Below are 26733 nucleotides of genomic sequence, written 5' to 3' on the forward strand. Positions count from 1 at the left end.
CTGGCAGCATGAAGGGGTCGCAGCCGCACAGGCAGAACGAACATGGAGAGCCCCATATGAACCGCAGTGAGCTGGTGGCCCAGCTGGCCGATCGCGCCGAGGTGACCCGCAAGGACGCCGACGCCGTGCTGGCCGCTCTCGCCGAGACCGTCGGCGACGTCGTCGCCAAGGGCGACGAGAAGGTCGCCATCCCCGGCTTCCTCACCTTCGAGCGCACCCACCGTGCCGCCCGCGAAGGCCGCAACCCCGCCTCGGGCGAGCCGATGACCATCCCCGCCGGCTACAGCGTGAAGGTCTCCGCGGGCTCGAAGCTCAAGGACGCCGCCAAGGGCCAGTAGCCCGCCTTCCTGGCGATCGGCAGGGGCGTCCGAGCCCGCCGGCCCGCCGTTGAGCTGCCGATGGGGCGGCCCGGATGATTCCGGGCCGCCCCATCGCTGCAAGGACCCGGCCCCGCCGAGCGAATATAAGAAAACACAGGGATACATGAGAAAACACTGGTATGTTGTGCTGCATGAATGAGGCGCTGGACGCGATCGAAGGGGAGATGTCCCGGCTCCGGACCGAGATGCGGACCGCAGCCGAGACCTCCGGCTCCGCCCGCCTCTCCGAGCTACGCTCGCGACTGGAGGCTGCGCAGGACGACTGGTTCGCGCTGTTCGGCGCCTCCGTCGACTCCCCAGCTGCGCCCGCCGCACCGCGGCCTCTGAAATCCGTCCGCGAGCAGGTGCTGCAAACCCTGACCCTGATCGGGGCACCGGCGAGGCAGAAGACCATCCGGACCGTGCACGACGCCTTCTTCGGTGGCGCGCCCCTGGGCGCGTCCCGCATGGCAAGCCTCCGACGGGACGAGGAGCGCAGCTTCCGAAGCCGCAGGAGCACGCGGACGCATGTGTGCCCCGCGCTGCACACCGAGACCTTCCGCTCCGCCCGCTCCGTGCTCGTCTCCTCCGACTGGCCGCTGCAACAGCGACTCCTCGCCCCCGGAACGGACCAGGTCAACTACCTGACCATGGCGGTGAACTTGGCCGACGCCGCGGCGGGAGCCGCTGGCGAGGCCCATGGTGACGGCGACGCGATCAACGCGCTGCTCACCAGCATCGCGCTCAACATCCCCGGCCTGGCCGGCAGTAAGCCTGTCAGCGCGGCACGGATACAAGCCGCGGCCCAGCGAGAGCTCGACCGCCTGCTCCCCGCGGATCAGGACGCCCGCGGCCAGGCGGCCGAAGCCGCCGCGCAACTCGCCCCCGCCGAGCAGATGTTCGGTATCGCAGCACCCCAGAACACGTGACGAACCTCTGAAAGACGACCGGAAGGGCAGGACAGACGATGACCGAGGCACGCCTCGCCGGGTGTGCTGGCTGCATTGGCAGCGACCGGCCCGGCTACGTCGTCGTATGGGACGTCGACGGTGAGCAGATGCTGTGGGAGTGGAAGCGCTGCCCGGAGAAGTGCACCGCTGAGTCCCGCGCCGCGACCATCGAGCGTCTCCGCCGCCGTCGCGCCGAGGAGGAAGCCGAGGCCGCCCGGCGTAGCCAGGCTGCGGCCGCCCCAGCGGCAGCCGCGCACCCGGATCCGGTCCCAGAACCCGCCTGCCCCAAGCCCGCGCAGGAACAGCCCGTGCGTCACCCCGCCAGCCCGCGCCCTACTTCCGCGTACCGTGGCCGCGCTGAAGCGGGAGGCGCGCGATCCGGCGGGCGGAGTGCCCCGGCCCGCAGCGGACGCAGCGCCCCTCCGGCCGTGAATCCGCCGCGCCGGTGGCCGGCCGTCGCACTCGACCACGGCGCCGAGGGCTGGGAGTTGGACGTCGCCCAGGTCCCGCGGCCTGCCGGTACGAAGCTCACGGACTGGTTCGCCTGGCTCGGCACCGGCCTGCCGCTGCGCATCGACCGCGTTCACGACGCGGGCCGGACGGGCGACGGCATGGTGTGCCTGTCGGCGACAGCGCTCAAGGCCCTTGGCCTGCCCGCCTCGTTCCCGACCACCGAGAAGGCTCTGGCCGCGCTCACGAAGAAGCTGACCACGGCGGCCGCGAGCGTCGGCATGGAGCTCTCCCAGGAGATCGGCCCCATCTTCCACGCGTTCCGCCGCGTGGGGGCCGCGGGAGGCCCGAAGTCGTCCCTGCGCGTGGTGATCACGCCGTGGATCGGCCAGGGCAGCGAGAAGCAGCAGGTGACGAGCGCACTGATCGCCCAGCTCGCCACCACCCCCACCGGCGAACTCGACGCGCTGACCCTTGCCCGACGCATCCGCACCTACGTCGCCGATCTCGGAATCGCACCCGGCATCACCCCGGCCACCACCAGCAAGCTGCTCCTCGACTCCGTCCGCCCCCGCTCCGAGCCGTTCCAGGACGACGGAGGCGAGTGGCGCTCCCGGCTTCGCGACGGAGCACTGCCCGGCGGAGACACCGTCGTGCCTCCGGCCGCCGGCGCCCGCCACCCACTGACCCGCGACCTCCAGGAGCGCGGCGAAGCACTGTGCGAAGAAGAAGACTTCAAGTGGTGGGCCAGGCCGCTCACAGAAGCCGAAGCGGCCATGCCGTACGCCGTCGCGTGCGACGTGTGCGCCTCGTACTTGTCGGTCACCATGTCCCTGCGGCTCCCCGTCGGCCCGCTGGAGCACCACACCGACCCGGTCTGGGACACCAAGTCGGCCCCCGCCGGGCTGTGGTGGTGCGACTTCACCAACGTCGAGGTTGACCCCCTGCTGCCACACCCGGCGACGTTCCACGGCGAAGCCCCCGCCGGGCCCGGCTGGTATGCCACGCCGACCGTCGCCTACATGGTCACCGAGTACGGCTTCGACCCTGCCACCATCACCGAGGCGTACCTGTCCACCCTGACGGTGCCGTTCCTCAAGGAATGGACGGTCCGGCTGCGCGAGGCGTACAAGCGCGTCTACGCCCTGCTCGGCCTCAAGGACGGACAGGAGCCGGAGGAGTTCCTCGCCGCGTACGCGGTGCACAAGGACCTCGACGCCCAGGACCTCGAGCGCACCGACGCCCTGGTGCTGGCGGGCCTCTACAAGGCGATCTACAAGGGCGGCATCGGGAAGTGGACCGACGGAGCGCAGCACCTCGACGACGAGGTGTGGCTCCAGGAGATCGTGGCCAACTGGTCCTACCGGCCCGAAGTGCGCTTCCACATCATCTCCGCCGCCCGCATCGCCAACCACCGGCGCATGCGCAAGACGTACAAGAAGACCGGGCGTGCCCCCTTCGCGATCAACGTCGACTCCTATCTGTACGCCACAGAGCAGCCGTCGCCGCTGGAACTGCTGACCCCGCCGGAGAACGGCAAGCCCGTCCTCGGCGTCCTTCGACTCGGCATCGGGCCCGGCCAGTTCAAGCACGAGTCGAGCATCCCCATGGACGCCATCGTGGAGCTCATGAGCAGCGACGACCACCCGTCCCGCCTCACCCACGCCTACGACACTGACGGCGCCGCCATCGCCGCCGCAGAGCAGAAGCAGGAGGCCGCGAGCGCATGAGCGGTCAGGACAGCACGCCCACCCCCGGAGCCAACGCCAAGGTCAAGGAAGTGCTCTTCCCTTCCCGCAAGACCCCGGCGCGCGCCACGACGCAGTCCGAGCACGTCCGCGATCGTAAGTACGGCGGTAATACGGCCGCTATGGCCGCCGCTTACAACGTCACCCCGCGCACCGTTGGCCGGTGGATCGACGGCACCCGTACTCCGCGCGGCTCGAACGCCGCCCAGCTGCGGGAGGAGGCCACCGAGGTGCAGACCACCGCGCGGGGCCGCGAACGCCGTGCCCGCGAGATGGAAAAGCGCGACCGGCAGGGGCTTCCCTCCGGTTACGGCGCGACCGTCAACCGCGCCACCAGCTTCGACATCCAGGGCTCCAGCGCGCTCCGAAGCCGCGACATCCCCATCGACCTGACCAGCAGCCAGGTCGCCAAGCTGGCCCGCACCATGGACGAGGCCGAGATCGAGGTGGTCATCGCGGAGGGCATTGCCACCTACATGAACGGCGGCCGCGTATCCGGCGGCTTCAGCCCCAGCGACTTCACCTTCAACATCAACGACGTCACCTTCAAGGGCATGTGAGCCGCCGCCGAACGGCATGCCGCCCTGTCAGTGCCGTAGTACAGACTGACCGGATGGAGACCGCACCGACCGCGCAAGGAGCCGTGCGCCGCATCCTGCCGGCGCTCCCCGACGCCGACCCGGAGGCGGGAGAGATCCGCTGGGGCCGGTGGGAACCGGCTCTCCAGGCCACCCACATCGACCCCACGTGCACGACCTGCGCCTTCCCCGGGCCGCTGGCGACAGCGTTCGGCGAGACCTGGTATACGCCCGAACCGACCCTGGTCCGCGTCCAGCGGTCCCGCCTCGGCCAGCGGTCCAAGTGGGCGCGCGTCCAGGGCAGGCCGTACTGGTGCAAGACCCACTACGCGGTGCGCTGCCCGCAGTGCGACGAGATGACGGCCTACCGGCGCAGCGGCTGGGTGGAGATCTACTACCGGCCGCCCACCACGGAACGCGCCGTGCCGCCGACGGACGACAACGTCCTCTTCTAGCCGCCGACGCGACGAGCCGTCGACGAAGCCCCTCGGGGGCGGGCTGATGTCAGGCGGACCGCGAGGGCTCGCCGTCGGTGCTGTCGTGCTCGGGGTAGCGCGTAGCGGAAAGCAACCGCGCTGCCTTGATGCCCCGCTCGATCCCGGACCGGTAGATGTCGCCGACGGTGGTGACCTGCGCAGCAAGCCGCTCGTACTCAGCCAAGGGATCCGGCAGCGTGGATAGCTCTTCCGCGCTGGGCGCAGCAGCCGTCGGGACGAGACCGGGATATGCGTCACGCCGCCTGCGGATCTTCCGGATGGACTCGACCGACGTATGCCAGCAGGCAGCCAGCACCCGCTCGGCAAGATCGCTGGGCAGGCGCAGCGGGATGCTCTCCGCGAAGCCGCCGGTCCGCGATCCCGGCCACCGGCCGCCGAGGGCCCGAGCCTCCGAGGGAACCGCAGGCCAGTCCCGAGACCATCGCCGCTCCTCGAGCTCTTGCCCGATGCCGCAGGCCGCGAGGGTATCGATCGTGTCGAGCAACTCCGCTGACCCGCGCAGACGATGCACCTCCAGCCGCCAGCGGTCACGAACCGCGGCAGCGCCCTCGCGCGACAGACCCCGGGTCTGCCAATCCGAGCCCGACGAAAGGATGATGCGGCGGCTCTTCTCCACACCGAGGGCGTCATTCATCCGCTTCCGAGTGCCCGCGACCACCCATGCCGTCGCCGCCGTCGTTCCCTGCGCCACTGCCGCTCACCAACTAACGTCGCACTTTGCAAAGGACAGTTGGCCAGGCTACTGGCGCGCCGGGCTCCGGGCCCCGCCCGCTGCACGGTGACAGGGAACCGCCGGCAGGGGCGATGCCGGCTCGGGATCTGTGTCTCCGCCTCCAGACAGGGCACAGCACTGCTCTGAATCCCCAGCCGGCGCGCCGTCAACCGGTGGCACGATGTGCTGGTGAGCAAGCCTAAGAAGCACCACTATGTTCCGCAGATGTACCTGCGGAACTTCGCGGACGCGGACAACCGAACGCAGGTCGTGCGGCTTGCCCAACAGACGTCGAACACGGCCCGGATCAACACGATTGCGGCGGAGAACCATTTCCACCGCTTCACCGTCGATGGCGAGGAGACCCTGTACGTCGAGGAGATAGCCACCAAGATCGAAGGACGTGCGGCCCAGCCGCTGCTCAGGCTGATCGATCCGCAGAAGCGTCGGTGGCCTCTTCCGAACGACGATCGGCTGTCCCTCGCCTTCTTCATCGCGTTCCAGTTCATGCGCGTCCCGGTGGCGCGGGACCTCTACGCGAGCATGGTCGCGCAGTTGCCCGACATCCTTGGCCTGACCTTTCCGGCGGAGTTCGAGGACCTTGACGTACCGCTGCTGCACGGCGCTTCGATGGTGAGTGAGGCCCTGCCCGAGGGGGCGGCAGCACTCTGCAACCGGGCCTGGACGATCCTCGACTTCAAGCTGAAAACACTCGCGACCTCCGACGTCCCAGTCGTGGTACTGCCCGACGAGGGCGTCACACCGCGGACTGCCGCCGGCTTCATGTCACCCGGTGGAATGTACCTCCCGCTGGCCCGCCGTACGGCGCTGTTCATCGGGCCGCCCGGGACCAGCCCGGAGGGCGACCGCATGATGCGGGGAAATGCTCTGCTGGCCCGCCTCTTCAACTCTGCGACCGTTCAGTGGGCACGCGACTGCATCTTCCACCATCCCGAGGATGATCCGCTGCACGGGATCGAGTTGCCGGGACCACGGCGCGGGGAAGTCCGGTGGGAGGGCATGGGCCACCCCGGCGCATGAGCCTCCACGTCGGGTTGTCCAACTTCCCTGGCGAACGGTCCAGGTCCAGTGTCAAAGGGCACGGGACGTAGATCGCCCCACGTCGGGACGAGGGGAACGGAAAGGTGTCACGCACGGTGTCACGCTCGCTGTCACGCGGCCGGGCGTGACACTGCGCCACCTGCGCGAACAGATGGAGAGCAGCCGCTTCAGCCCTTCGACCTGTGACAGCGATCGTTGACCGATTGCCACTGAAGGCTGATGGATGGCCGTTCGTGTCATCGAAGGATGACCGCGCAGGACAGGGCGCCGTGGCACGCGATCACCATTCGTCGACACGAGACAAGGGCGCTTCGATAAGGAATCACTGGTTGATGAAGTCGGTTCCGAAGTCGGCGAGACCGACGACGAGTTCGAGAGCTGTCTGCGCTGCGTCCAGCCGTTCTTCGCCGGTGCACGCTTCGCAGGCGGCGTGTACGCCGTCGGATCCGGTGTCCTCGTAGGCGCAGGCGATGGCGCGGAACGCGGCGGTCGGGTGGAAAGGGGCGTCGTCCCGCTCGCTTCCGTCCAGGAGGAGCTCCGGCACTCCGCCGTACGTCTCGGAGACGATCAGGCAGGCCCAGCCGACCAGCACGCCCGCGGTCGCGGAATCGTTCGCGAGGTGGGCCAGCAGTTCCTGCCGGCACTGTGCGCAGTTGTCCAGGACAGCGTCGTAGAGCTGCGCCACCAGGCCGACGACAGCGCCCTGCCTCTTCTCTTCGGAGGCGGCGGGCGGGGAGTACCGTCGGCGCCCCGGGCCGTGGACGTGGTCGGTGGTGAGAAGGATCCTGGCCACGAAGTTCCTCCGCAGGGGTGCCGTGTCGCCGAAGAGCGTCTTCATCGTCTCGCGGCGTGCGAAGCGGCGGAGGTAAGTCCCGCAATTCCACTGCCGCGCTGCAACAGAACCAGCAGCGCCGGGCCGCTGACCTGCGCGGTCATCCTTCGATGACACGAACGGCCATCCATCAGCCTTCAGTGGCAATCGGTCAACGATCGCTGTCACAGGTCACCCTTCGATGCCGCGGAGGATCGGCTACCCGCCGAGGAGCGTGTTCCGCGCTTCGAGGGCGCGGCTCAGAAGCGCAGCCTCGCCGGGATCGACCACCAGCGGGCCGCCGGCCTGGGCAGCGAGGGGCATGGCGAGCCGCACCTCGCCGTGGCCAACGCCGGCGGTCAAGTCGGCGATCTGCTCCGCGTTCAGTGCATGGCGGACGAAGACGTCAACGCCGCTGAGGGAGACACGGAAGGTGAGCAGCGTGTCGAAGAACACCTCGATGACGTTGCCGCTGAACATGACCTCGGCCAGTTCCTCGGTCGTGCGCTCAGTGTCGTGCAGGTCGTCGGTCGCGGGCATATTGCTCCGTTCTCTCAGGCGGTTGGCGGCGGGAGACGGGCCGCGGTGGCCAGGCTCGCGGGCAGGAAGGTCAGGTCGCGGTGTCGCCGGGTACGTACGGGCCGCGGAACTGCGCGGGAATCTCGCTGGGCGGCGTGCTGGGGTCGGGCGCATCGGCCGGGCCGCGGTCGGAGTGGCTCCAGTAGGACAGGGCGAGGGAATCGACCGAGGAGTCGCGCTCCTCGCGGGTGGCCCAGGCTTCGACGCTCACGTCGCCCTCCGTGTAGACCGCGAGCGCGTAGCACAGCTCGAACGGGGAGTTGTAGAGGGCGACCGCCTGGTAGGGCCAGTTGCCGAGGTCCCACCCATCGGTGCCCCAGTCCCGGATGCCGGTCCATCCCCAGGGCTCAATGTGCGCCAGCCACGTGTCGGCGTCACCTCCGTCGTGGAAGTCCTCCGGGAGGAACGGAAGAAGCTCCAAGGGAACAGGGCCGGAGGTGAACGGGCGGTCGTCGCTGGAGGAGCGCGAGGTGGCAGTCAAGGCAGCCTTCCTGGTCCGGGGGGAGGGCCAAGGCAGGCCCATATCTCCAATGTACTCCATCCTGCCATCAGAATCAAATTAATAGGGTCACCTGGAGGTTGGGGCGCACAGGGTCGCGCGTCTTGCGGTGCCGTGGTGTGTACGGCGCCCTTCCGTTGGGGTGGCTCGACCCATGGACTCAAGGTGACCCCAATAAGTTGACGCACACCCCCGATGTGGGTACTGTCTTCCATGTCGAAGCGAGGTTCCGGCCCCGCAGCGGCAGGCCCGCAGTCCCACCTGGGGCGCGTTGGGGTTCAACCCCCTTCGGGCAGACCACGAAATCCCTGTGCAGCGGCAATCCAGCGGTTGGTAGTGTCCCGGCTGCGGGGCGGCTCCGATACGTGCTTCCTTCTCTACTCTTTGGAAAAGACTCAGCGCGTTCACTTCCCGCCCCGCATCCGAGAGCCTCACCCGTACTGGGTGCCCGCGCACGAACAACCGGCGCTTCCGCTGCGCCCGTTGACCACGAGGTTGAAACTTTCGGCGACGCCGAGCGGCTCTCAGGCGCCCTTCCCCCTTCGGGACGGACACGGCCCGTCCGCTGCGGCTCAAGAAGACGAAGCCCTGCACCACAGGGCCCTGCAGGCCCGGACAACGCCGGGACAGGGGGAGGACGACAATGACGACCACGACCATCACGACCACCACCGGAGCCCGTCGCGGCCTGGCCGCGGCACTCCTGTCCCGTCGTGGATCCGTCTACCTGAACGCCCCGGCCCCCGCGCCGGCCACGCCGAAGACGTCCGCCGACTCCCTCGCCGGAATCACCCTGCTGGAGGCCGATCTCCTCGAGCGCGGCTTCCTCGTCTCGAACGACCTGCGCCAGGCCCTCGCCCGCAGCACCGACACCCAGCTCGTCACCGCCGGCCGCGCCTTGCTCGCCGACGTCGACGCGGCCCTCGGTGCGGACCGCGACCACACGCCCCTGTTCCGCAGCTTCCCGGCCAGCACCCCCGCCGACACCCTCTCCTTCTACGTCGACCGGGTGCTGTCCGTTCTCCTCCAGGCTCCCGAGCAGCCGTGCGTCCTGTGCAGCGCGAACGACACCGTGCACGCGGTGGCCCCGTGTGCGCACCTGGTCTGCACGGCCTGCTTCGACGGCGCCGACTTCTCGGCCTGCCCGATCTGCCACCGCCGCATCGACGCCGACGACCCGTTCCTGCGCCCGCAGCACCACCGGCGCTCCGCAGGCTTCCGGCGCGCGCTCCCCGACCGGCTGCGCGTCCTCAACTACGGCGGCAGCCTCACGGATCGCACGGCCGACGCCGCTGCCGAACTGGCCGGGCTGCTGTCCCGCACCGGCGCGCTCAGTCCGCAGGACACCGACGACCTGGCGACCCTCCTCGACGAGGCGGGCGACCGCACCGACGTGTCGTGGCTGCCCGAGGCGATCCCCGGCCGGGAGACCAAGGCCCGCGTCCTGGCCTGGCTCCTCGACGAGGCGGACCAGTACAAGGTCGTGCTCCCGGCCGTGATCTCCCGCATCACCACGGCCACCGACGTGCTGCGCCTTGCGGCCGTCCGCTCCGGCGGCGACGCAGGGCTCGTGAACCCGACCCGCTTCACCGCCATCCCGCGCCCGCTGCGCCGCGCACTGCTGCAGGCCCTCGACCACCTCGACGTGACCCTGGTTGCGGAGGACATGGACCGCCACGCGCAGGGGTGGAAGCACCTGGCTGAGCGGCTGCACCCCTTCGAGTACGCCACCCGCTATCCGTACGCGGCCCTCGCCTTCGCCGCGCTGCGCGAGACCACCCTCACCGATGACGCCCTCTCCCGCTCGCTGCGCGCCACGGCCCGGAACGTGCCGATCGCCAACACCAACCGGCCGAAGGTCGCCCTCGCGCTCTGGTCCGCCCAGGTTGAGACGGCCCTCGCCTCGGCCGACGTGCACCGTGTGCTGCCCCTGCTGGCGCAGCGCCCTGGCGAATTCCTGCGTCGGCTGGACCACGTACTGCGTCTCGCGGAAAGCGACCGGGCGCACATCGTCCTCGATGCCCTGGAGCGGGCTGTACCCCACGTTGCCCCGGCCGTGGTCCTGTCCGCGCTCGGTGAGATCCGCACCCGGGCCCGGAAGGGCACCGAGCGGGTCTTCTTCCCGAAGGGCGGCAACGCCAAGGCGCACATCGTCGCGGACGAGCGCGCCTCGCTCGCGGGCGCCGTCGTCGACAATGCCGTGACCATCCTGACCGGCGAGATCCTGCGCCGTGCGGGCCGGCTCACCCCGGTGGACACCGCGGTCATCGACGCGGGCCTGGACGGCGTGATCGCGCCGTTCGCCGAGCGGACCGCCTCGCGCGCCCTGGTCACCCTGCCGCGCGGCAGCGAGCTGCCCCTGCCCGACGGGCGCACGGTCCGGCTCTTCCTCCACTGGATGGAGAGCGCCACCTCGGGTCGCACCGACCTGGACCTGTCGGCGGCGATGTTCAACGACGACTGGCAGCACGTCGGCACCTGCGACTACACCCGCCTCCGCTACGAGGGGTCGGCGGCCGTGCACTCGGGTGACCTGCAGAGCGCACCCGCGCCGCAGGGCGCCAGCGAGTTCGTCGACCTCGACCTCGACAAGCTGGCCGCCGCAGGCGTCCGCTACCTCGTCGCCGTGGTCTTCTCCTACAACAACGTTGCCTTCGACGACCTCGCGGACGCCTTCGCCGGATTCATGGCCCGCGACGAGGACGGCAACACGGGAGCCGCCTTCGACCCGCGCCAGGTCGAGCAGCGCTTCGACCTGACCGGCCAGTCCCGTGCCAGCGTTCCCCTGCTGATCGACGTGAAGGGACGCACCATGCGCTGGCTCGACATCGTCCGGGGCGTCACCGGGACCAACCACGCCGTCCACCGGCACGCGAGCGACCTCGCCACGCTCGGGGAGGGCCTGACCGGCCTGTTCACCTCCGGCGCCCGCGTCGGACTCGGTGAACTGGCCACCTGGCAGGCGGCAAGCCGCGCCCGCACCGTCGTCGTCCGCCACCTGGACGGCTCCACCACCGCCTACCGGCGCCGCACGGAGGAGACCACCGTGGCCTTCGCCGCGCGCATCGGCACTCCGCACGCCGACGAGGGCCTGGACCTGGACGCCACCGACGTTCACCTCGCCTACCTGGTGCGCGGCGACCTGGCCCTGGCCGAAGGCGGTGAGGCGTACGCGCTGTACCCGGCAGGACTGGACGCCCGGCAGGTGCGCCTGCTCGGCGCCTCCGACCTGGTCTCCGCGCTCGCACCGCAGTAGCGGTCAACCAGCAGCAGGACAGAGGCCCTTGAGGACGCCGTGCATCCGCGCGACGTCGTCAGGGGCTTCTGCATGCGTCCTCCCGGTCAGGTCCGCCGCCTGGCACGGACGGCGGCGATCACGCACACCGGCGTGGTGAAAAGAACGTGCCAGCCGTAGAAGCACAGCCCGGCCAAACCGACCAGATGCCCGACCAGGAGGAGCAGGGCGAGGACCTGCGCGATGGGGACCGGCACGGTCCCGCCGGCGATCGCGGCCACCAGATGCGGCGTGACGCGCGCGCCGGCGGCGCAGACGAGCAGGGCGACCGCGAAGCCGCCCCAGATGACCATCAGATCCCGCCCCGGCCGGTCCCGGCGGGGAGACACGGCAGCAGACCGCGCCATCACGTCGCCCCGACTGGCTCGGACTCCTGGGCAGTCAGGGCCCGCGGAAGCCGCTGTCGGCGCGCGCCGGCGGGCGGGCGCTCAACTGCCGCTCCGCGTATGCAGCAGCCGCCCGGCCACCGCGCGGCCGATCCGGCCCAGGCCCATCCCGATGGCGGCGATGACGAACACCGCAAACAGCCGCTCCACGAGCAGAAACGTACCTACCACGGGCTGCCACACCACTGGCAGCAGCAGGAGCAGCACGCGCACCGGGTCCAAACCGCCCCGCCCGAGCAGGTGCTGCTCCGGCGGGCGCGTCAACAAGGCGCCGCTCGGGCTGGTGTAGGTGATCGCCGCGCCCATTAGCAACGGCAGCAGGATGGTCAGCAACACGTCGAGCACGGCGATCACCACGGGCGGTCTCCTCGGTTTCAGAGCTCTGAAGCCGGGGCGGCACTCGGCCTCGCCCCGACCCCAGCGAGCTTCGCCGCAAGAGCCTGTGGACAGAGGCCGCCGCAGTACAACCGACTCTCGCAGGGCCGCCGACAGAGCCCCGGCCGGCTCCTTCGAGGAAGGGGCGGCGAGGATTGGTTCATGCCGCGCGGTACAGAGCGTCAGCAACGGCGCGGACACAGCCGAGGGTGTCCTCGCGGTAGACGGACACCGGCGTCTCCGGGTAGCCCGGCGACTCGTACAGCGGCGTGACCCCGTCGGCCGTGACGAGGCGCGCCCGCCACCCGCGGTGTGCGCGAACAGCATGCTCGATGTGATTGCGGTGTTCGATGAGGACGTACGCCATCCGTTCGTCCGGCTCGCGGACGAAGGAGCCGGCGATGATGCAGCTGTTGCGCCCCAACTGGGGGGAGTAGCCCGTCTGTCCGGGCACGTGCGCCTCCTCGAGCAGATGGCGCAGCAGACGGTCGGCGCGGCACTCACAGACCTCGACCTCGCAGAACTGTTCCTCGACCCAGGCGAGGAGGGCCCCGATGGCGGAGGTGATCTCGGCAACCTCCTCCTTCCCGCGCTCCATGAGGGGGTCGTCGGGCCCGTCGGTCATATCCAGCATCGCCGAAGTCGCCAGGCTCTCCCGCCGCATGCCGGCCAGGGCCAGCCGCAGGCGGGCGAAGCAGCCCGGGGTGTCGCCGCCGGCGAACTCGGCGATCGGGCCCGCCTCGGACAGGGGCCTCGCGGCGTCGCGGGCCTGTTCCTGGGTGGTGATGGGCACGCAGCTCCTTGGTGTGAGGGGCGCGCCGTCGTCCGGCGGCGCCCGACGAGGCGGGCGGGCCTGTGGTGGCCCGCTCGCCGGTCGATCAGGCCTGGCGCAGCGCGGAGACCAGCGCGTTGCTCAGGGCGGCGGGGATGTCGGAGACCTGGGTGATGTCCACCCGGTGAGCCCCGGGCAGAACGTCCGATCCGGGATCGAGGCAGAACCAGAGCACATGCACTCCGGCCCGGATCAGGCGCCGCACGAGACGCTCGCCGCCGATGCGCTCCTCCGGCTCCCAGTGGCCGTCGGACACGATGACCAGGACGCGGGCGCCGTCGTGGCGGGACAGGTTCAGAGCGCCGTCCAGGGCGTTGGTGGCTTCGGTGAAGCGGTGGTTGCCGTCGTTCGCGTGGAACTCGGTGACCTGGGAGGGCGGCTGTCCGGGGGAGACGATCGGGGTGACGGCCGTGCCGAAGGCAACCGTCGCGGCCTTCCCGGCGACTTCGCGGGTTCCGTGCGCGAACATCCAGGCCGTCGAAGCGATGATCGGGGTGTAGGCGCGCATCGAGCCGGAGACGTCGACGGCCACGCCGACGGCGACCGGCGGCTCCTGCGAGTGTGTGCGCGTCTTGGAGCGGAAGGGGCGGGCGGTCACCGGCATCCCCAGGGTGCGCTGCGCCGCGCCGAGCATGGCGTCGCGGCCGGACAGGCGGCCCGGCGGGAGCGCGGAGGCGACCCGGACACGGGCGGGCTCGCGGAACCGTGCCTTCGCGAGGGCAGCTCCCAGCCGCCGGGCGGCTGCCCGCTCCACCGGTGTGGGTGCCCGGCGGCCGCTGACGGGATTCCGCGGCCGAGAGCGGCGCGAGGACGGAGCGGGGGCGGGTGTGAATACCCGGCGGGCCGCCTGCTGAGCGGCCTGCTGGGCGGCCGCCTCGGCCCGGCGCTCGCGCTGACGCCGGGCGGCATCCTCCTCGGCCTGGCGCTCCTGCTCGGGGTCGGGCAACGCCCCCGTGGAGATCTGGGCCTGGACCGAGGCGGCGACGGCCACGGCGACCACGGCTGCGCCGATCACGTCGCTGCTGTCCGCGTCGTCCGTGGGGGCTTCGGCACGGGGCTCGCCCGCCGCGCAGCCGACGCCGGGAAGGTCCTCGTCGGCATCCGCGCCGATGACCTCGACCCACCGGCGGGCGACGTCGAGCAGGCCGTCCTGGTCGCCGTCGTCGAGCGTCAGGACCTCCTGCCACAGGGCACGCAGCGCGCCGAGATCGTCGGTGCCGAGGACAGCCTCGACGGCCGTGCTCACCGGCTGGGCTTCGGCCCGGGTGAGAACACCCGCGTCGACCCGGCCCAGGATGAGGGCGGCGCCGGCCGCCGCCCGCCACCGGTCGTACAGCGGGGAGGCGGTGCGCTGGGCGGGCAGCACGATGTTGCTCGCGCAGGCGCGCAGGAAGACGCGGTCACCCGGGCGTTCCTGAAGGTGCCGGGACTCGATCCGGGGTTCTTCGAGCAGTACGGCCGCGCGGATCACCGCCCGGCCCGCTGAAGTGTCCCAGTCGCCCCAGCGGGTGCTGCGGGCGTGAGCGGCCTCGTGGGCCGACATCCCCACGATCACCGGATGCCGCAGCCTGCCCGAGATGCTGAGCGGGTCGACCTGGTCCGGGTGGATGCCGTCCTTCAGGGCGACCGCCCCGTTGACGGTGACCTTGATCAGCCGCGGGTCGAACCATGCTGCGTCGGCCGTCGGAGCGCTGTCCCACACCATCGTGAGCAGTACGTCGTCACGGTCGGCGAGGGTGTTGATGATGGAGCCGAGCCGACGGGCGAGGGCGACCCGGGCGTCGGCGAGGTCCGCATCGGCCTCCTCATGCTGGGCGGGCGGCGCGGACGCCGGGGCGCTCGTCACCGGCGCCCCGCAGGAACCCGGGTGCCCAGGGACAGAGGAGCGCTCTCGCCGAACCTCTCCTTCATGACTGCGGCGAACTCGCCGCGGTCCTGGGGCGGGCACTTGCGCAGCAGGCCGGCGACGGCGAAGTCCTGGCCGAACCGCCGACTCGTCTCGGTGAACGCCAGCGCGTCGCGCAGCTGCGGGATCCAGCCTTCGTACGTCTCCTGCTGCTTGCGGCTCTCCAGGTTCTTGGCCACGGTGATCAGGTCCACCGGTACGCCGAAGTCGGCGGCCAGGTCCCAGTCGGTGGTCACCTCAACGTGGTGGTGGAACCGGCTCAGCAGGGCGTCGCTCAGGTGCGCGCCGGGCACATCGGGGTTGCAGGCGCCGATGACGAACCAGTTGGGGCCGACCTTGAGCGGGGGCAGCGCCGGGTTCTGGGTGACGTGCAGCTCGCCGCGACCGTCCATGAGCGCGTACAGCACGGTCAGTTCCCGGGGGTCGATCAGGGCGATTTCGTCGACCAGGAGTGGGACGTCGTTCTCGATGCTGCGGATGAGAGGGCCGGGGACCCACTCGAAGGCGTCCGTGGCCGGGTTCTGGATGAAGGTGCCGACGAAGTCCGCGACCTCGGTGCTGGCGGTGCCGACGATCGTCTCCAGGCCGGAGTGCTGGCCGGGGACGGCGTCCAGGACGAACGCGGCCTCGCTCAGGGCGGTCTTGCCGGTGCCCGGCGGTCCGACGAGCAGGACGTGCTCGCGGTGGCTGCGCGCGTCGCGCAGGAACGCGAGGTCCTCCAGCCCGCCGAGCAGGCGGGGCTGGTACAGCTGTCCGTTCGGACGGATCTGAGGGCCGACCTGAGAGAGCGCCGAGGAGAGAACGGGGGGAGAGGAGGCGGGCTTGCGCCGCTGGGTGTGCTGGCGCTCGAGCTCTTCCAGTTCAGTGCGGCCGCGCTGCGCCATCTGGTTCGTGAACGGAGTGGACAAGGGACTCCTGTGGTGTGAGAAGCCGAGGGGCGGGGTGGTGGGCCGGAGCTGTTAGACGGTCGGGATGTAGGAGGCGTTGGGGAGCTCGGTGCCCGCCTGGCTGGCGTACTTGCCGAAGTAGCGCGCGATCTCGCGGGCGTTGTCCTTGGCGCTGTTGGGGCCGGCGATCGAGGCGGGGACGTGGAAGACGGTGAACTCCCGGCTCGCCTCGTAGCCCTTCCTCTCCTTCTCGCGGGACTTCTTCACCACCTCGTTCAGCGCTTCCTTTGCGGTGATGCCCGTACGCAGCAGTCCAATCTGGCCGGACTGACCGCGGCTTCCGTGCAGGCCGAGCGCGAGCGGCTCGGGCCCGGTGACGACGATGAGGCGGTAGAACTTGTCGCTGCTGCCGCTGTCGTCGTGGAGTTCCCAGCCGAAGCCGGGTACGTCGTCGCTGGAAGTCAAATGAAGGACCCTCCATGTGGGTAAAAGTTTTTGCGTCACCGGGAGTGTGGGGGATGCCGCATCGCGGCCGGAGTGGCGGGGCGAACGCGCCGCCCGATACGCACAAGTGTACTCCAAGTGAGATTATGCGTCAACGTAAAAGGGTCACAAGTGGTGCGCTGCGCCCCGGTGCACATCGCTGCTTTCGCAGCTGAGACCAAGGGCACGGCCGCGTCCCTCCCGGCCCGTACACTCGGCACCTGTTTCCAGCACCGGGGGAGAGCACCACCATGAACACACCGCAGACCGCCGGCCTCGCGGAGGCCGGCGACGCCCCGATCTACGCCGGCCTTGTCGAGGAGCGCGGCGACGTCCTCGCCGAGGTCCGTCGCACGGCAGAGCAGGCACTGCGGGAGGCGGGCCCGGCCCTCGACTTCAGCCTGATCGCCGCCGACGCCGGCTGACGACGGGACCGGCCGGGCGATCGGTGCTTCGCCGCCCCGGGCTCCCGCGTCACGCCGCCGGGCTGTCGCCGGCCCGGTCACACTGCGGGGAGCGGCCGGACAGGCAGATCTGCTCGATCAGGCGCATCTGCGCGGAGGCCTTCTCGTCCCACTCGCACCGGCGCTCCTCGGCGACCCTGTTCAGGTCCCGGCCGACGGGGACGAACGGAGAGCCGGGGTGGCCCGGCCACCGGTTCCCGCTGACCGGGTCGAAGTTCATGTTCCGGTAGCCCACCCACGATTCGCGGTGATGCGGGCACATCGCGGCCGGCGGACGGACCGTGTAGCGCTGATCGGGCGGGAAGAGGTTGTTGGTGTCCATATGACGGCTGCGGCGCCACGCCGCGGCCTCCCAGCTGTGCCACTGGCGCCTGATCTCGTCGGGGACGGACACGTCCAGGTACCTGTACGGAGCCTCCGCGAAATGCGGGGACATCGTCGTCAACTGGCCTCCTTCATAAGGGGAACGGGGAACGGCGGGATGAGGGGCGCCGCCGGGGGAGCGGAGGGCTGGGGGCCGGGCCGGGTCGCGACGAGCCGGCCCGCGGCGTTGAGCTGGAGGTAGGGGCGCATGATCTCCGGGATGGGAGCCGTGTCCGGGACTCCGCGCGCGATAGCGCCCCACTCGCCCGTGGTCAGGAACTCGTTGCCGATGTACTCGGTGTACGCGGGCGGGATCGCCTCGGTGAGCTCCTCGTGGACGTCGGTCCAGTGGATGTCCATGGCCTGCTGCATCTCGCGGACGGTGCCCTTGCCGCCGCCCTTCCCGTACGCGGCGATGTACGGGCCGTCACGCCACACGCCGTGCCGCATGCCGCGGACGTATCCCCGGTGCGGCTGGTGCGGACGCTCGTTGGCGGGCCAGTAGTCGATCTCGAAGTACCGGTGCCGCAGGACGCCCAGCCCGAACATCTCGCCGCACAGGACCAGGTCCCGCCGCAGCTGGGACCCCTGGACGTTCTCGACGACGGACGGCACGCCGTACCAGGCGAACAGCTCACGCGTGGCCGGGATCAGGTCGACGTACTCGCGGCCCTTGTTCGTGCCCTTGGTCAAGGTGCACGAGTGCTGGCACGGCGGCGAGGCATGAACGAGGTCGAACTCCTGGACATGAGCGTGGGCGAACTCCAGGGCGTCGCCCCGGTGGAACTCGAAGGGGTAGTTGGGCCGCGCGCGTATGTCGACGCCCACGACGTCGAAACCGGCCTGGTAGTACCCCATCCCGGCCCCGCCCGCGCAGCAGAACAGGTCCAGCACGCGCGGCCGCCGGCCGGGGAAGGACGGCCGCCTGGGCAGCCGCATGCGCCGCGACGGCCGGCAGGCGCCCGCGGCACAACACGGCAGATCCACACGTCCGGGCCGCCACCGCACCGACGGCGCGCGCAGCAAGGTCAGCGGCCCGGTCACTCAGCCTCCGGGGCACCCGGCAGGCGCCGGGCCAACACGGCAAGCGCGTCGAGCACTTCGGCCGCGTGCCGCACCTGGCCGGCCTCGTTGTCCTCCGTCTGCGTCCACGCCCCACGACGGGAGGTATTGAAGAACGGGATGACCTTCCGCAGCGAGATCAGCGGCGTGCCGTGCACGTTGCACTCGGCATCAAGGACCCCCACGCCCGGAACGTGGGCGACGTAGGAGCCGATGGAGGGGTAGCAGGGGTCCTGCCAGACGACGAACGCCGCCGAGGGGGCGCTCTTCACGAGCGCGTCCGCCAGGGCGCGGGCGGACCCGGCCGCCACCTCGCCGGTGCTGTAGACGAAGCCGAGGTCCAGGCGCACAGGCGTAGAGCCAAGGCCGTAGTCGGTCGTCACCTCGCCGGCATGGAAGGCGGCCAGCACGGCGTGGACTTCGCCGTCATCGACGGCGTAGATGATGACCTGCAACTGCGAACTGCCGGACAGAGCAATCTCCTTGCGTCAGGGGAACTGGGGCGGCGCGGCGAGCGCGGGGAGCTACCGGGAACGCGCGGGATGTGCGCGAGCAGGGCGTGCTGCCGTGCTGACCTATCGGGGAACGGTGATCGTCCTGCGCGGACCGGTCCCGGTCACGGCAGTAGCCCGCGGTGACCGGGACCCGGTGATGGTCAGCGCGCGGCGTGGCGCTGCATCGTGCGGGCGTAGTCCTCGACGCGGGCCTTGGCGATCAGGGAACGGTCGCTCGTGCGCAGAACGATTCCCTCCGGACGACCTCCGGCGCCGTCGTCCAGCGCGACGCGCGTGCTGGGCAGGCGGGTGGCGAGAAAGTGCTGCATCCCGGTCAGGTCGGTCGGGAGCTGGTCCGCGGTGATGCGGTCCAGGCGCGGCGTCAGCTCGATGCCGTTCTCCATGGCCGCGAGAGCGAGGTCGTCCTCGGCGAGGAACTGCTGGCCGCCGTTCTTGCGCCACGAACTGATCGCGGGGCGCGGGCGCTCCAGGACCGAGGCGTCCACGGCAGCGACGTCGAAGAGGCGGTATCCCACCGCGCGATTGCCGGTGTACTGCTTGCTGGCCTTGGTGATCTTGTCGCCGAAGACCTCGAAGAAGTAGACGCGGATGCCCGCTGCGGGCGCCGTCAGGCGATCGGCCAGCGACCGCAGGGCAGGAACGATGCTGTCGGTCTCGTTGATGACACGGTCGTCGCGTGCGTGAAGGAGGTCCTCCCGGCTGCCGATCACGTAATCGCCGTCAGGCAGGACGGCGACCCTCGCATTCGTGCCGTCCACCTTCTCGGTGAGAACCACGTCGTCGCTGAAGGCCACCACGTTGTCGAGCAAGGTGCCGCGGTCGATCTCGTGGTACGTGGGGATGGGCGGGTACTTCGTCGCCGAGTTCAGAGCGTCGAGATCAAGCGCGTCGAGATTGAGCAAGAAGTCCTCCGTGGGCCGGGCGTTCCCGGCATCGACAAGCGAGGTGAGCACCCCGCGTAACTCAAAAGTACGACACAGAGGGGTATGCGTCAAATTTATTACGTCAGAGTGAGAGGTGGCCGCTTCGGGTGTGACGCTATTAAGTTGACATAGAACCGCGTGGGGAGTAAATTAGTGATTACCTTGTTCGGGTCGCTGACCAGGAAGGAACCCACGATGAAGCCCCGTCTGAGCGACTACACCCGCAACCGCGCCCACGCCGTTGCCACACAGAACCTGCGCCGCTCGGGAGCCAGCGGGGCTCACGCGGGCGGTCCGAAGCGCCAGCGCAACCGGCACGCCGCCAAGAAGTCGGCCATCCGCTTCTCCGCCACTGCCGGATGACCGCGAACGAACCTGCCCGTCGCAACCCACATCTGGAGAGGCCCTGACCACCACCTCAACCGCACCGCTCGCAGTGGTCGTCACGAGGGCAGACGGAGCAGTCACCCGGATCGGCCCCATCCTCACCCCGGACGTAGCCGACGCGATCCACACCTCGCTGACCCGCTACACCACCATCCCGGAACAGGCCGCCGCGACCGCCGAGATCGTCCCCTTCGCCCCGGAGATGCTTCACCTGCCGCTCCTGGACGCCGAAGCCGGGACGCTCCTCGCGCTGATGGACGACGGCGAGCAGGGAGTCCAGGCCCCCTTCCCTAACGTTTGGGACCGCCTCGTCGCCCAGCACGGACTCGGCACGGCCGACACCGTCTGGAAGGAGGCGCTTGCCGCCCGCCAGACCCACCGCCACCACACCCCGACGGCCGGCGCACAGCGCGCTTCCCGCGCGCAGGCTGACGACCGCTTTGACCACGCGCTTCGGGAGCTGCTCCTGGCGAGCATCGGCCCCGGAGGCATCTCGCCCGCCGCCTTGGACGACACCCTGGCCGGCATCCGGCGCCTGGCAGACGACTGGGCGCGGTCGCGCCAGCTCCCCAGCCCCGGCCGCTGACCCTGGCCCGACACACCATTCAACCCGCGGGCCGACACCGCCCGCGGCCCCATCCGCCCGTCAAAGGAGACCCCCTGACCCCCCTGACTCCCGGACTCATCCACGAGCTGCACCAGGCCGCGTTCTACTTGCCACCCGACCCCGACGCTCCCGGTGAAGCGGTCCCCGTCCTGGCTCTCGTCGGACTCCGCATCGCGACGTACATCACCGAAGACGGCGTGCTGTTCATCGAGGTGGACTCCGAGGAAGCCGCTCCCGTCGTCCGCCGGGGCGCGGACGGCAACCTGACGGTCAGCGTGCGTGTGGACTCCCGCACCGCACAGTCCTGGGCCCGCGCCGGGGACTGATCGGTCTGGCGCCCGCGCCGAACTCGCCCTGGCTGTTGCCATACGGTGCGAGCCCGGTGCGGGCATCTGCGGCCACCGAAACCGTCCGGCCGCCCGGTGGAAGGCTCGTCAACCGTGAGGTCCAGGACTCTGGGGAACGTGGGTCCGGCCACGCCCCCGCGCGACCCTGACAAGCACCTCACGCACGGACTCGGCGCCACGGCGCGCAGACCAGCCGGCCACGCTCTCCAACGGCCGCTCCTCCGGCGGCAGAGCCCATGACGCCGAGGAACCCAGGTGCATGAGCCGCTTCCCGGCTCGTTCCGTGTCAGCGGTGATGCAGCGGAGATCCCACCCCGGCCGACACGGCACGATCAGCCCCCCGCGCGTCACACGTCGCACCATCGGCAACACCTTCACCCACGGGGGCGACTTCTCGAGGTCCTGGTCGGTCACCCCCTGCAGCCGTCGGCTGCCCAGGGGCGACAACGGCCGTACGAGGCGGTCCAGGAGCACGGTGCCGGTAGCGATGTCGACGACCGCGATGTCGACGATCTCGTCCGCCTCCCCGGCTGCGGTGGGCGGACCGGACGTGCGAGTGCACAGAACGACACCCGCGCCGTCCTCCAGAAGCGGGCGGGCCCACCGGGCCCGGCGCCCCCACAACGTGCCGCCGACCCGGATCTCCGCTTGGAACCGCGCGACAGCCGGCTCTGCACGCAGTTCCGCGGCGATCGCGTCGGCAGCCGGGGCGCCCTCGGAGTCACGCACCCAGTCGAGCTCCCAGGCGCCCGTCCGCTCATCGTGGTGCGCCCAGACCTCGACCTGGTGGCGGTCGGCCAGGCCACCGGCGAACGCGTGGATCAACTCGCCCCGGCTCGGCTGCCTGCTCACCAACTCGCGCAGCGGGCTGGGGGCACCCGGCCGCACGCCGCGGACCTCCTCCCACGGCACCCCGGGAAGGTCCCGCAGTGCCTCGACGTCGCGGGTGGCGAACAGCGGGACGTCGATCCACCGGCTCCTGCCGACCTTGGACTCGACGTACGTCTGCGGGGTGATCCATCCCGCGTCCAAGACGTACTTCCAGTCCGTGGACCGGATCTCCAGCAGGCCGCACGCGGCGTCCGACCCGATGAGCCGGTCACCGACGACGCGCTCGCACAGCTTCTCGTCGGCAGCGAGAGCGTCCAGGTCGGCCGTCGCGTACCGGCCGCCCCGCCCCGCGCTGATCACGCCCTCCGCCGCAATCTTCTCCAACTCGGCAACGCGCCACGCCAGACGGTCGGCGGCGTCCGCGGGCTTCATGCTCACCGCGGCCCACGCCTGCCACTCTGCCTCCCGGCGGGCATCCGCCTCCTCGCGCGCACGAACAACCTCCGCCAGTGAGGCCCGCCCGGCATCGGACAGTGCCCTCGCGTCCTTCACGGAGTACAGGGCAAAGCCGTTGTACGACCCGACGATCCGAAGGAAGCCCAGCTCGGCCAGCGCGGGAATGTCGGCCGACTTCACGGTGCAGCCGGCCGACTCCGAGAGCACCTCCTCGGCCAGGCGGTGCGCTCCCAGGCCCTCCCTGTCCTCGATCGCCTCGCGGATCTCCTGCGCGCGGGGCGCGAGTTCATCGGCTACGGCCCGCGACCATCCACGCGGCTTGTCCCGGGCCGGAACAAGCCCCAGCTCCTGAGCTCGCTTCACCATCCACATCGGGAGACCGAGCTCGTCGGCCAGTTGCGTGCTGTTCACGACCGGGGGCCGCGTAGTGGCCGCAGGCCCCGGTCCTTCGGTGCGGTTCGTCATTGCGTACGTCCTCTCGCAAGTACCCACTGCGATGCGGGCAGCCAGAAACTGACATAAGGCGCAAAATATGTCAACTAGCATCAAAAATAAGAGAGTTGGAGCCATGGCGCTCGAAGTTGAGCGGCCGCGCTGTGCGACAGGGTGCCCCTTCGCGACGTTCTGGCCTGGCGTCGATCCGCCCGACGGGCCGGTGGCCCGAGGATTCAGGGTGACGCAATTAAGTTGATCTGGATCGCCTGGTGAGTTAAATTATGAGGGCTATCGGAGTGGGTTCCGCCTCGTGATGGCAGCCCTCATGGAGCAGTCCGGCCCATCTCACCTCGAAGGCCCTGCCCTCGCGAGGCGGCGCCGCGCAGCTGGCGGCTCACCCATCCCCGCACGCCGCCCCAGCACCACCCGCCGAGTCATGAAGGAGCCCTCGTGGACGAGGAGTTCGTTGAAGGGAACCGCATTCGGGTGCTTCGGTGCACCGACGAGTTCGATCCCTTGCCCGTCGGCGCCACCGGAACCGTTCGTTCATGGAACCCGTTCCCAGGCCTGCGTCAGCTCCGCGTGGCCTGGGACGCACCGCACGCTCACCGGCAGCTGATGCTCACGCTCACCGACGACGGTGACCTGGTCGAGAAGATCTGAAGTCCCCCGCGGCCCCTGGAGATCCCTTTGCTCAACCCGCTCCTGTGGGCCGGGCAGCTCGCGGTGACCGGCGCCGCGTAGAGCGTCCGCCGCCCGTCTGTCCCGCCGACGGGCGGCGGAACGGCTTACCCGCGGTTGTTCACGTAGGGAACGAGGCCCGCGGCCGTGAATCCCAGTCCGCGGCCTCGGCGGAACTCCTCCAGCCGCTTTTGGTCCGTGTACTGATCCGCCGGCATCCCCGGCGGAGTACGCACGCCGAGCTGGATCCCATAGAGGCACAGGACGAACCCCGTGGACACGGCGGCGGAGATCCAGGCGGGATTGAGCGGGACAGCGATCCGCGAGAAGGCCTCTCCATTGGGACTCCGAAGCTCCAGCTGCTCGTCGGCGAGCCGGTGCAGGGTCCAGCCGGGCGCGGGGCGCAGCGCGGCGAACCCGCGGCTGAACCGTCCCATACCCAAGCCAATCGCCGCCTCCGCCTGCTGCTCCCGATCAGGCTGACCGGGGATCCGCATCATCAAGGCCCGTTCCGGCTCGAACAACGCCGCCGGCAACTGGCCGGTCTCACCGGGATCGACCGTCACCGCCCCGGACTCGAGGTCGAAGCCGCTGGCGACCTGGCCGAGTTGAAGCGCGGGGTCGTCCCAGAACGTCACCCGCCCGTGGTTGTCGAGCGTGTCGGCCACCGCAGTGACGTGGGACGCAAAGTGGGCGTGGCCCACCGGGCGCCCGTCGACCTGGAACCGGCTGTGGCGCTGCTTCCTCGGCTTGAACCTGCCCATGAGGGCCTCCTGCTCGCGTAGGTCCGCCCCGCTCGCCGCCAGGCGGGGCGGAGCACATCGGCGCGGCTCTTCACAGCCGCGTGCCGATGCTCGAACGAGGCCCCTGTGGATAGAGGCCGCACCTCGGGACCCATGCAGGGGGAGCACGCTGGGCGCCCCGGGCCCAGACGCCGCGGGGCGGCCAAGAACGCGTCCCTGGCCGTTGTGGCGCAGGGGCTGCTTCGCGCCACCGCCGGGCGGCTGGCCTCGGCACCGTGCGCGGAGTAGAACGGATGGCGGAGCCAGGTGAGTTGAGATGGCACGTTGGCTGTCGAGGTGGCGCTACTGCTCAGGTGATGGTGGCCGACCAGCCCCTGCGAGAGAACGTGGCCGCCCCTTCGGGGGTGATGGTCACCGTGGCGCCCCGGACTGGGAGGTCGCCGTCCACGGCGAGCCACGTGCGGATGCGCTCCAGTTCGTCCCACAGCCGCCGCGGCCCGCCCTGATGCACGGTTGGGGATTCTCGGCGTCCCGTAGCCGTGGCGCGGGCCCAGGAGCCGTCCGCGTGGAGCATGTAGACGGTGCGGGTGCCGTCGTCCGACTTGTGCTGGCGGTGGTCGATGTCGGGCGCGAGGAGTTCCAACGTGGAGCGCACGTCCCAGGTGTCCGGCACGTACATCAGTGGATAGCGGCTGGTGGTGATGCTCTCGCCCTCGGCGTGCTGGGCGGTCTGCCACACCTGGGGGTTCTCCGGGAAGGTGTCGTCGTAGTCCTCGCCATGGCGTGCGCTCATGAACCCGGCCGCCTCCGGTGCGACGTACCCGACGGCGCCGCCGTCTGGGGCCTTGTCCGCGACGATGACCAGCCCGGTGTGGGCGAGGGTGGTCACCAGCCGTCCGCCGGGGGCGAGCGCCTTCAACCACGAGACGGGCACGGCGGACACCGAGACGGTGGAGATGATGCGGTCGTAGCTGCCCGCGGGCAGGTCGCCGGTCAGGTCGCAGACCTCGACCCTCGGATGGTGGCCGGCAGCGGCCAGCCGCTCCCGCGCCGCCTTCACCAGATACGGATCGACGTCCACGCTCGTGACCTGCTCCTCGCCGAGACGAACACAGGCCAGGGCCGTGCCGTAGCCGCTGCCGGTGGTCACCAGCAGGCGGGAGGTGTCGGTGATGAACGCGGCCCGGTACATCAGCAGCACCAGTGCGGGCAGCGTGGAGGACGAGGTGGAACGCAGGTCCCTTCCCCCGGGGAGGGTCTGGCCCATCTCGGCGTGGTCGGCGTGGTGGGGGCCGACACGGGTGACGAGCGTGGTGTCGGCGTAGACGTCCCGCAGCCATGCGTCGGTGTCGCCGGCACCGTCACGCAGCTCCCACACATGCTCGCTGCTGCTGCTGCTGGTGGTCCTGGTCCACCACCGGGGCAGGAACAGGTGCCTCGGCGTGGTGGCCAGGGCCTGGAACCAGCGCGACTCGGGCCGGATCACGGTCTCGGCGGCAAGCCGTCGCGCTGCTGATTCCCAGTCCATCGGGGGTGTCCTTTCAGCCTGCGGTGCTCGGGATGACCCCGTCGTCGGCGGGGCCACAGGTTCCGCCGCCGCCCTGACTGTCGTCGTTGGGACCGCAGTCGGGACCGCACGGGTCGTGGCGGCTGACCGGGATACTCGCGGCGACCTGCTGCCACCGCGGCGAGGCGAACACCCGCTCCAGTGCGGTTCCTTGGACCTGCCCGGCCGGCAGGAAACGGCCCAGCACGCAGGGGGTCACGGTTCCGTCCGACAGGATCGCGGCGATGCCGTTGGCGCACCGGCCGCACAGCGCGGATGTGGACGGCAGGCCACCGCCTTGGACGGCATTGCCGACGCCTCGAACTCGATCGGTGTGCACGTCCGTGATGCCGAGCGCTTCCAGTTCCGCGCGGGCCTGGTCGACGCGCTGCCCGTCGAGGACGTCAACAATCCCCACCCGTACGTGAATGCCGCGCCGGCGCGCCTCGATGAGGTTCGCACGCGTCGCGGCGTGGGAGCCCTTGCGGCCGGTCACCTGGTCGTGTCCCTCGTCGGTGTCGGCGTAGTACGAGGTAGCCAGGGTGACGCCGGGCCGGGTGAAGAGGGCCCAGTGTTCGAGGCGGACACGGTACAGGTTCGAGTACACCTCAACCCCGAGCTCCTCCGCGAGGGCGTGCTCAACGAGTTCGGCGAAGTCGGGGTGGAGCGTGGCTTCGCCGCCGATGAATTGAACCCTCTTGACGCCGAGTGCGGCGGCCTCGCTGATGACTCGCTTCCAGTCGTCGCTGGTCATGATGCCGTGCCCCTGCGTCGGGCCCGCTTCGGCGTAGCAGTGCGAGGCGCACATGAGCTGACAGCGGCGGGTGATCTCCAACTCAAGGAAGCCCGGGATGAGAGGGGTTGTCGTCGTCGGGGATTCGGGTGCGATCGTCACGAGCCTTTCCCTTCGGTTGCGTTCCACGGTGGACCAGCCGCACTCTTCGGCGAAAGAGCCCGGCCGATC

29 protein-coding genes and 1 pseudogene are annotated in these 26733 nt (G+C 70.4%); 12 read left to right on the forward strand and 18 right to left on the reverse strand.

Going from position 1 to position 26733, the window contains the following annotated elements; genetic code table 11:
• Nucleotides 1-56: 56 nt before the first annotated feature.
• The 5 genes from OG883_RS44710 to OG883_RS44730 all read left to right on the forward strand — a co-directional run bounded on the left by OG883_RS44710 (nucleotide 57) and on the right by OG883_RS44730 (nucleotide 4540).
• Complete coding sequence (locus tag OG883_RS44710) at nucleotides 57-338, forward strand: HU family DNA-binding protein (protein ID WP_266554386.1); 282 nt, start codon at nucleotides 57-59, stop codon at nucleotides 336-338.
• A gap of 173 nt (nucleotides 339-511) precedes the next feature.
• Nucleotides 512-1288: a hypothetical protein gene (locus OG883_RS44715; RefSeq protein ID WP_266554388.1), complete on the forward strand. Its 777-nt coding sequence runs from the start codon at nucleotides 512-514 to the stop codon at nucleotides 1286-1288.
• A gap of 38 nt (nucleotides 1289-1326) precedes the next feature.
• Nucleotides 1327-3489 (forward strand): hypothetical protein, encoded by a 2163-nt coding sequence (locus OG883_RS44720; protein ID WP_266554390.1) that lies wholly within the window; start codon nucleotides 1327-1329, stop codon nucleotides 3487-3489.
• The gene (locus OG883_RS44725) at nucleotides 3486-4067 is read left to right on the forward strand and encodes a hypothetical protein (RefSeq protein WP_266554392.1); all 582 of its coding nucleotides are present in this window, start codon (nucleotides 3486-3488) and stop codon (nucleotides 4065-4067) included. Before OG883_RS44720 ends, OG883_RS44725 begins: the two co-directional genes overlap by 4 nt.
• 53 nt (nucleotides 4068-4120) lie before the next feature.
• On the forward strand, nucleotides 4121-4540 hold the full coding sequence (locus tag OG883_RS44730) for a hypothetical protein (protein ID WP_266554394.1): 420 nt from the start codon (nucleotides 4121-4123) through the stop codon (nucleotides 4538-4540).
• Between the two features lie 49 nt (nucleotides 4541-4589).
• Here the strand turns inward: OG883_RS44730 and OG883_RS44735 are convergent, their stop codons facing one another.
• Nucleotides 4590-5216: a hypothetical protein gene (locus OG883_RS44735; protein WP_266554396.1), complete on the reverse strand. Its 627-nt coding sequence runs from the start codon at nucleotides 5214-5216 to the stop codon at nucleotides 4590-4592.
• Nucleotides 5217-5483: 267 nt separating this feature from the next.
• Here OG883_RS44735 and OG883_RS44740 point away from each other — a divergent pair, with 267 nt between their 5' ends.
• Nucleotides 5484-6335 (forward strand): DUF4238 domain-containing protein, encoded by an 852-nt coding sequence (locus tag OG883_RS44740; RefSeq protein WP_266554398.1) that lies wholly within the window; start codon nucleotides 5484-5486, stop codon nucleotides 6333-6335.
• Nucleotides 6336-6678: 343 nt separating this feature from the next.
• On the opposite strand, the gene OG883_RS44745 is transcribed toward OG883_RS44740, so the two are convergent.
• The 3 genes from OG883_RS44745 to OG883_RS44755 all read right to left on the reverse strand — a co-directional run bounded on the left by OG883_RS44745 (nucleotide 6679) and on the right by OG883_RS44755 (nucleotide 8227).
• Nucleotides 6679-7149 carry a hypothetical protein gene (locus OG883_RS44745; protein WP_266554400.1) on the reverse strand — a complete coding sequence of 157 codons (471 nt, stop codon included), beginning with the start codon at nucleotides 7147-7149 and terminating at the stop codon, nucleotides 6679-6681.
• A 237-nt stretch (nucleotides 7150-7386) separates the two neighbouring features.
• Nucleotides 7387-7707 carry a hypothetical protein gene (locus OG883_RS44750; protein WP_266554402.1) on the reverse strand — a complete coding sequence of 107 codons (321 nt, stop codon included), beginning with the start codon at nucleotides 7705-7707 and terminating at the stop codon, nucleotides 7387-7389.
• 70 nt (nucleotides 7708-7777) lie between these two features.
• On the reverse strand, nucleotides 7778-8227 hold the full coding sequence (locus tag OG883_RS44755) for a hypothetical protein (RefSeq protein WP_266554404.1): 450 nt from the start codon (nucleotides 8225-8227) through the stop codon (nucleotides 7778-7780).
• A gap of 661 nt (nucleotides 8228-8888) precedes the next feature.
• On the opposite strand from OG883_RS44755, the gene OG883_RS44760 reads away from it, so the two are divergent.
• Nucleotides 8889-11501, forward strand: a complete 2613-nt coding sequence (locus OG883_RS44760) for an MXAN_6230/SCO0854 family RING domain-containing protein (RefSeq protein ID WP_266554406.1) — start codon at nucleotides 8889-8891, stop codon at nucleotides 11499-11501.
• 86 nt (nucleotides 11502-11587) lie between these two features.
• On the opposite strand, the gene OG883_RS44765 is transcribed toward OG883_RS44760, so the two are convergent.
• The 6 genes from OG883_RS44765 to OG883_RS44790 all read right to left on the reverse strand — a co-directional run bounded on the left by OG883_RS44765 (nucleotide 11588) and on the right by OG883_RS44790 (nucleotide 16391).
• Nucleotides 11588-11869 (reverse strand): hypothetical protein, encoded by a 282-nt coding sequence (locus OG883_RS44765; protein WP_266554408.1) that lies wholly within the window; start codon nucleotides 11867-11869, stop codon nucleotides 11588-11590.
• Between the two features lie 99 nt (nucleotides 11870-11968).
• The gene (locus tag OG883_RS44770; RefSeq protein WP_266554410.1) at nucleotides 11969-12283 is read right to left on the reverse strand and encodes a hypothetical protein; all 315 of its coding nucleotides are present in this window, start codon (nucleotides 12281-12283) and stop codon (nucleotides 11969-11971) included.
• Nucleotides 12284-12461: 178 nt separating this feature from the next.
• Nucleotides 12462-13094, reverse strand: coding sequence for a hypothetical protein (locus OG883_RS44775; RefSeq protein WP_266554412.1), 633 nt, complete (start codon nucleotides 13092-13094; stop codon nucleotides 12462-12464).
• An 85-nt stretch (nucleotides 13095-13179) separates the two neighbouring features.
• Nucleotides 13180-14979 (reverse strand): VWA domain-containing protein, encoded by a 1800-nt coding sequence (locus tag OG883_RS44780; RefSeq protein ID WP_266554414.1) that lies wholly within the window; start codon nucleotides 14977-14979, stop codon nucleotides 13180-13182.
• The gene (locus OG883_RS44785) at nucleotides 14976-15947 is read right to left on the reverse strand and encodes an AAA family ATPase (RefSeq protein WP_266554416.1); all 972 of its coding nucleotides are present in this window, start codon (nucleotides 15945-15947) and stop codon (nucleotides 14976-14978) included. Before OG883_RS44785 ends, OG883_RS44780 begins: the two co-directional genes overlap by 4 nt.
• Before the next feature lie 51 nt (nucleotides 15948-15998).
• Nucleotides 15999-16391 carry a WGR domain-containing protein gene (locus tag OG883_RS44790; RefSeq protein ID WP_266554418.1) on the reverse strand — a complete coding sequence of 131 codons (393 nt, stop codon included), beginning with the start codon at nucleotides 16389-16391 and terminating at the stop codon, nucleotides 15999-16001.
• Nucleotides 16392-16660: 269 nt separating this feature from the next.
• On the opposite strand from OG883_RS44790, the gene OG883_RS44795 reads away from it, so the two are divergent.
• Entirely contained in the window at nucleotides 16661-16834 is a 174-nt protein-coding gene (locus OG883_RS44795; RefSeq protein ID WP_266554420.1) for a hypothetical protein, read from the forward strand.
• Nucleotides 16835-16883: 49 nt separating this feature from the next.
• Here the strand turns inward: OG883_RS44795 and OG883_RS44800 are convergent, their stop codons facing one another.
• The 4 genes and pseudogenes from OG883_RS44800 to OG883_RS44815 all read right to left on the reverse strand — a co-directional run bounded on the left by OG883_RS44800 (nucleotide 16884) and on the right by OG883_RS44815 (nucleotide 19766).
• Nucleotides 16884-17318, reverse strand: coding sequence for a hypothetical protein (locus OG883_RS44800; protein ID WP_266554422.1), 435 nt, complete (start codon nucleotides 17316-17318; stop codon nucleotides 16884-16886).
• Nucleotides 17319-17503: 185 nt separating this feature from the next.
• Nucleotides 17504-18175: pseudogene (locus tag OG883_RS44805) on the reverse strand (DNA methylase); the annotation flags it as partial.
• 101 nt (nucleotides 18176-18276) lie between these two features.
• Complete coding sequence (locus OG883_RS44810) at nucleotides 18277-18753, reverse strand: hypothetical protein (protein ID WP_266554424.1); 477 nt, start codon at nucleotides 18751-18753, stop codon at nucleotides 18277-18279.
• 200 nt (nucleotides 18754-18953) lie between these two features.
• Entirely contained in the window at nucleotides 18954-19766 is an 813-nt protein-coding gene (locus tag OG883_RS44815) for an RNA ligase family protein (RefSeq protein WP_266554426.1), read from the reverse strand.
• Nucleotides 19767-19931: 165 nt separating this feature from the next.
• Between OG883_RS44815 and OG883_RS44820 the strand changes: the two genes are divergently transcribed.
• The 3 genes from OG883_RS44820 to OG883_RS44830 all read left to right on the forward strand — a co-directional run bounded on the left by OG883_RS44820 (nucleotide 19932) and on the right by OG883_RS44830 (nucleotide 21056).
• On the forward strand, nucleotides 19932-20099 hold the full coding sequence (locus tag OG883_RS44820) for a hypothetical protein (protein ID WP_266554428.1): 168 nt from the start codon (nucleotides 19932-19934) through the stop codon (nucleotides 20097-20099).
• A 73-nt stretch (nucleotides 20100-20172) separates the two neighbouring features.
• Nucleotides 20173-20709, forward strand: coding sequence for a hypothetical protein (locus tag OG883_RS44825; RefSeq protein ID WP_266554430.1), 537 nt, complete (start codon nucleotides 20173-20175; stop codon nucleotides 20707-20709).
• Nucleotides 20710-20837: 128 nt separating this feature from the next.
• Entirely contained in the window at nucleotides 20838-21056 is a 219-nt protein-coding gene (locus OG883_RS44830; protein WP_266554432.1) for a hypothetical protein, read from the forward strand.
• A 108-nt stretch (nucleotides 21057-21164) separates the two neighbouring features.
• On the opposite strand, the gene OG883_RS44835 is transcribed toward OG883_RS44830, so the two are convergent.
• Nucleotides 21165-22775, reverse strand: coding sequence for a hypothetical protein (locus OG883_RS44835; protein WP_266554434.1), 1611 nt, complete (start codon nucleotides 22773-22775; stop codon nucleotides 21165-21167).
• A gap of 474 nt (nucleotides 22776-23249) precedes the next feature.
• Here OG883_RS44835 and OG883_RS44840 point away from each other — a divergent pair, with 474 nt between their 5' ends.
• A complete protein-coding gene (locus OG883_RS44840; protein ID WP_266554436.1) occupies nucleotides 23250-23462 on the forward strand; it encodes a hypothetical protein in 213 nt (70 codons plus the stop codon).
• 125 nt (nucleotides 23463-23587) lie between these two features.
• Here the strand turns inward: OG883_RS44840 and OG883_RS44845 are convergent, their stop codons facing one another.
• From OG883_RS44845 to OG883_RS44855, 3 genes are all read right to left on the reverse strand, one after another.
• The gene (locus OG883_RS44845) at nucleotides 23588-24244 is read right to left on the reverse strand and encodes a hypothetical protein (protein ID WP_266554438.1); all 657 of its coding nucleotides are present in this window, start codon (nucleotides 24242-24244) and stop codon (nucleotides 23588-23590) included.
• A 328-nt stretch (nucleotides 24245-24572) separates the two neighbouring features.
• Nucleotides 24573-25751 (reverse strand): methyltransferase domain-containing protein, encoded by a 1179-nt coding sequence (locus OG883_RS44850; protein ID WP_266554440.1) that lies wholly within the window; start codon nucleotides 25749-25751, stop codon nucleotides 24573-24575.
• Between the two features lie 13 nt (nucleotides 25752-25764).
• Nucleotides 25765-26664, reverse strand: coding sequence for a radical SAM protein (locus tag OG883_RS44855; RefSeq protein WP_266554442.1), 900 nt, complete (start codon nucleotides 26662-26664; stop codon nucleotides 25765-25767).
• Nucleotides 26665-26733: the final 69 nt, after the last annotated feature.

Origin of the sequence: Streptomyces sp. NBC_01142, from assembly GCF_026341125.1 — a bacterium.
Classification (GTDB): domain Bacteria; phylum Actinomycetota; class Actinomycetes; order Streptomycetales; family Streptomycetaceae; genus Streptomyces.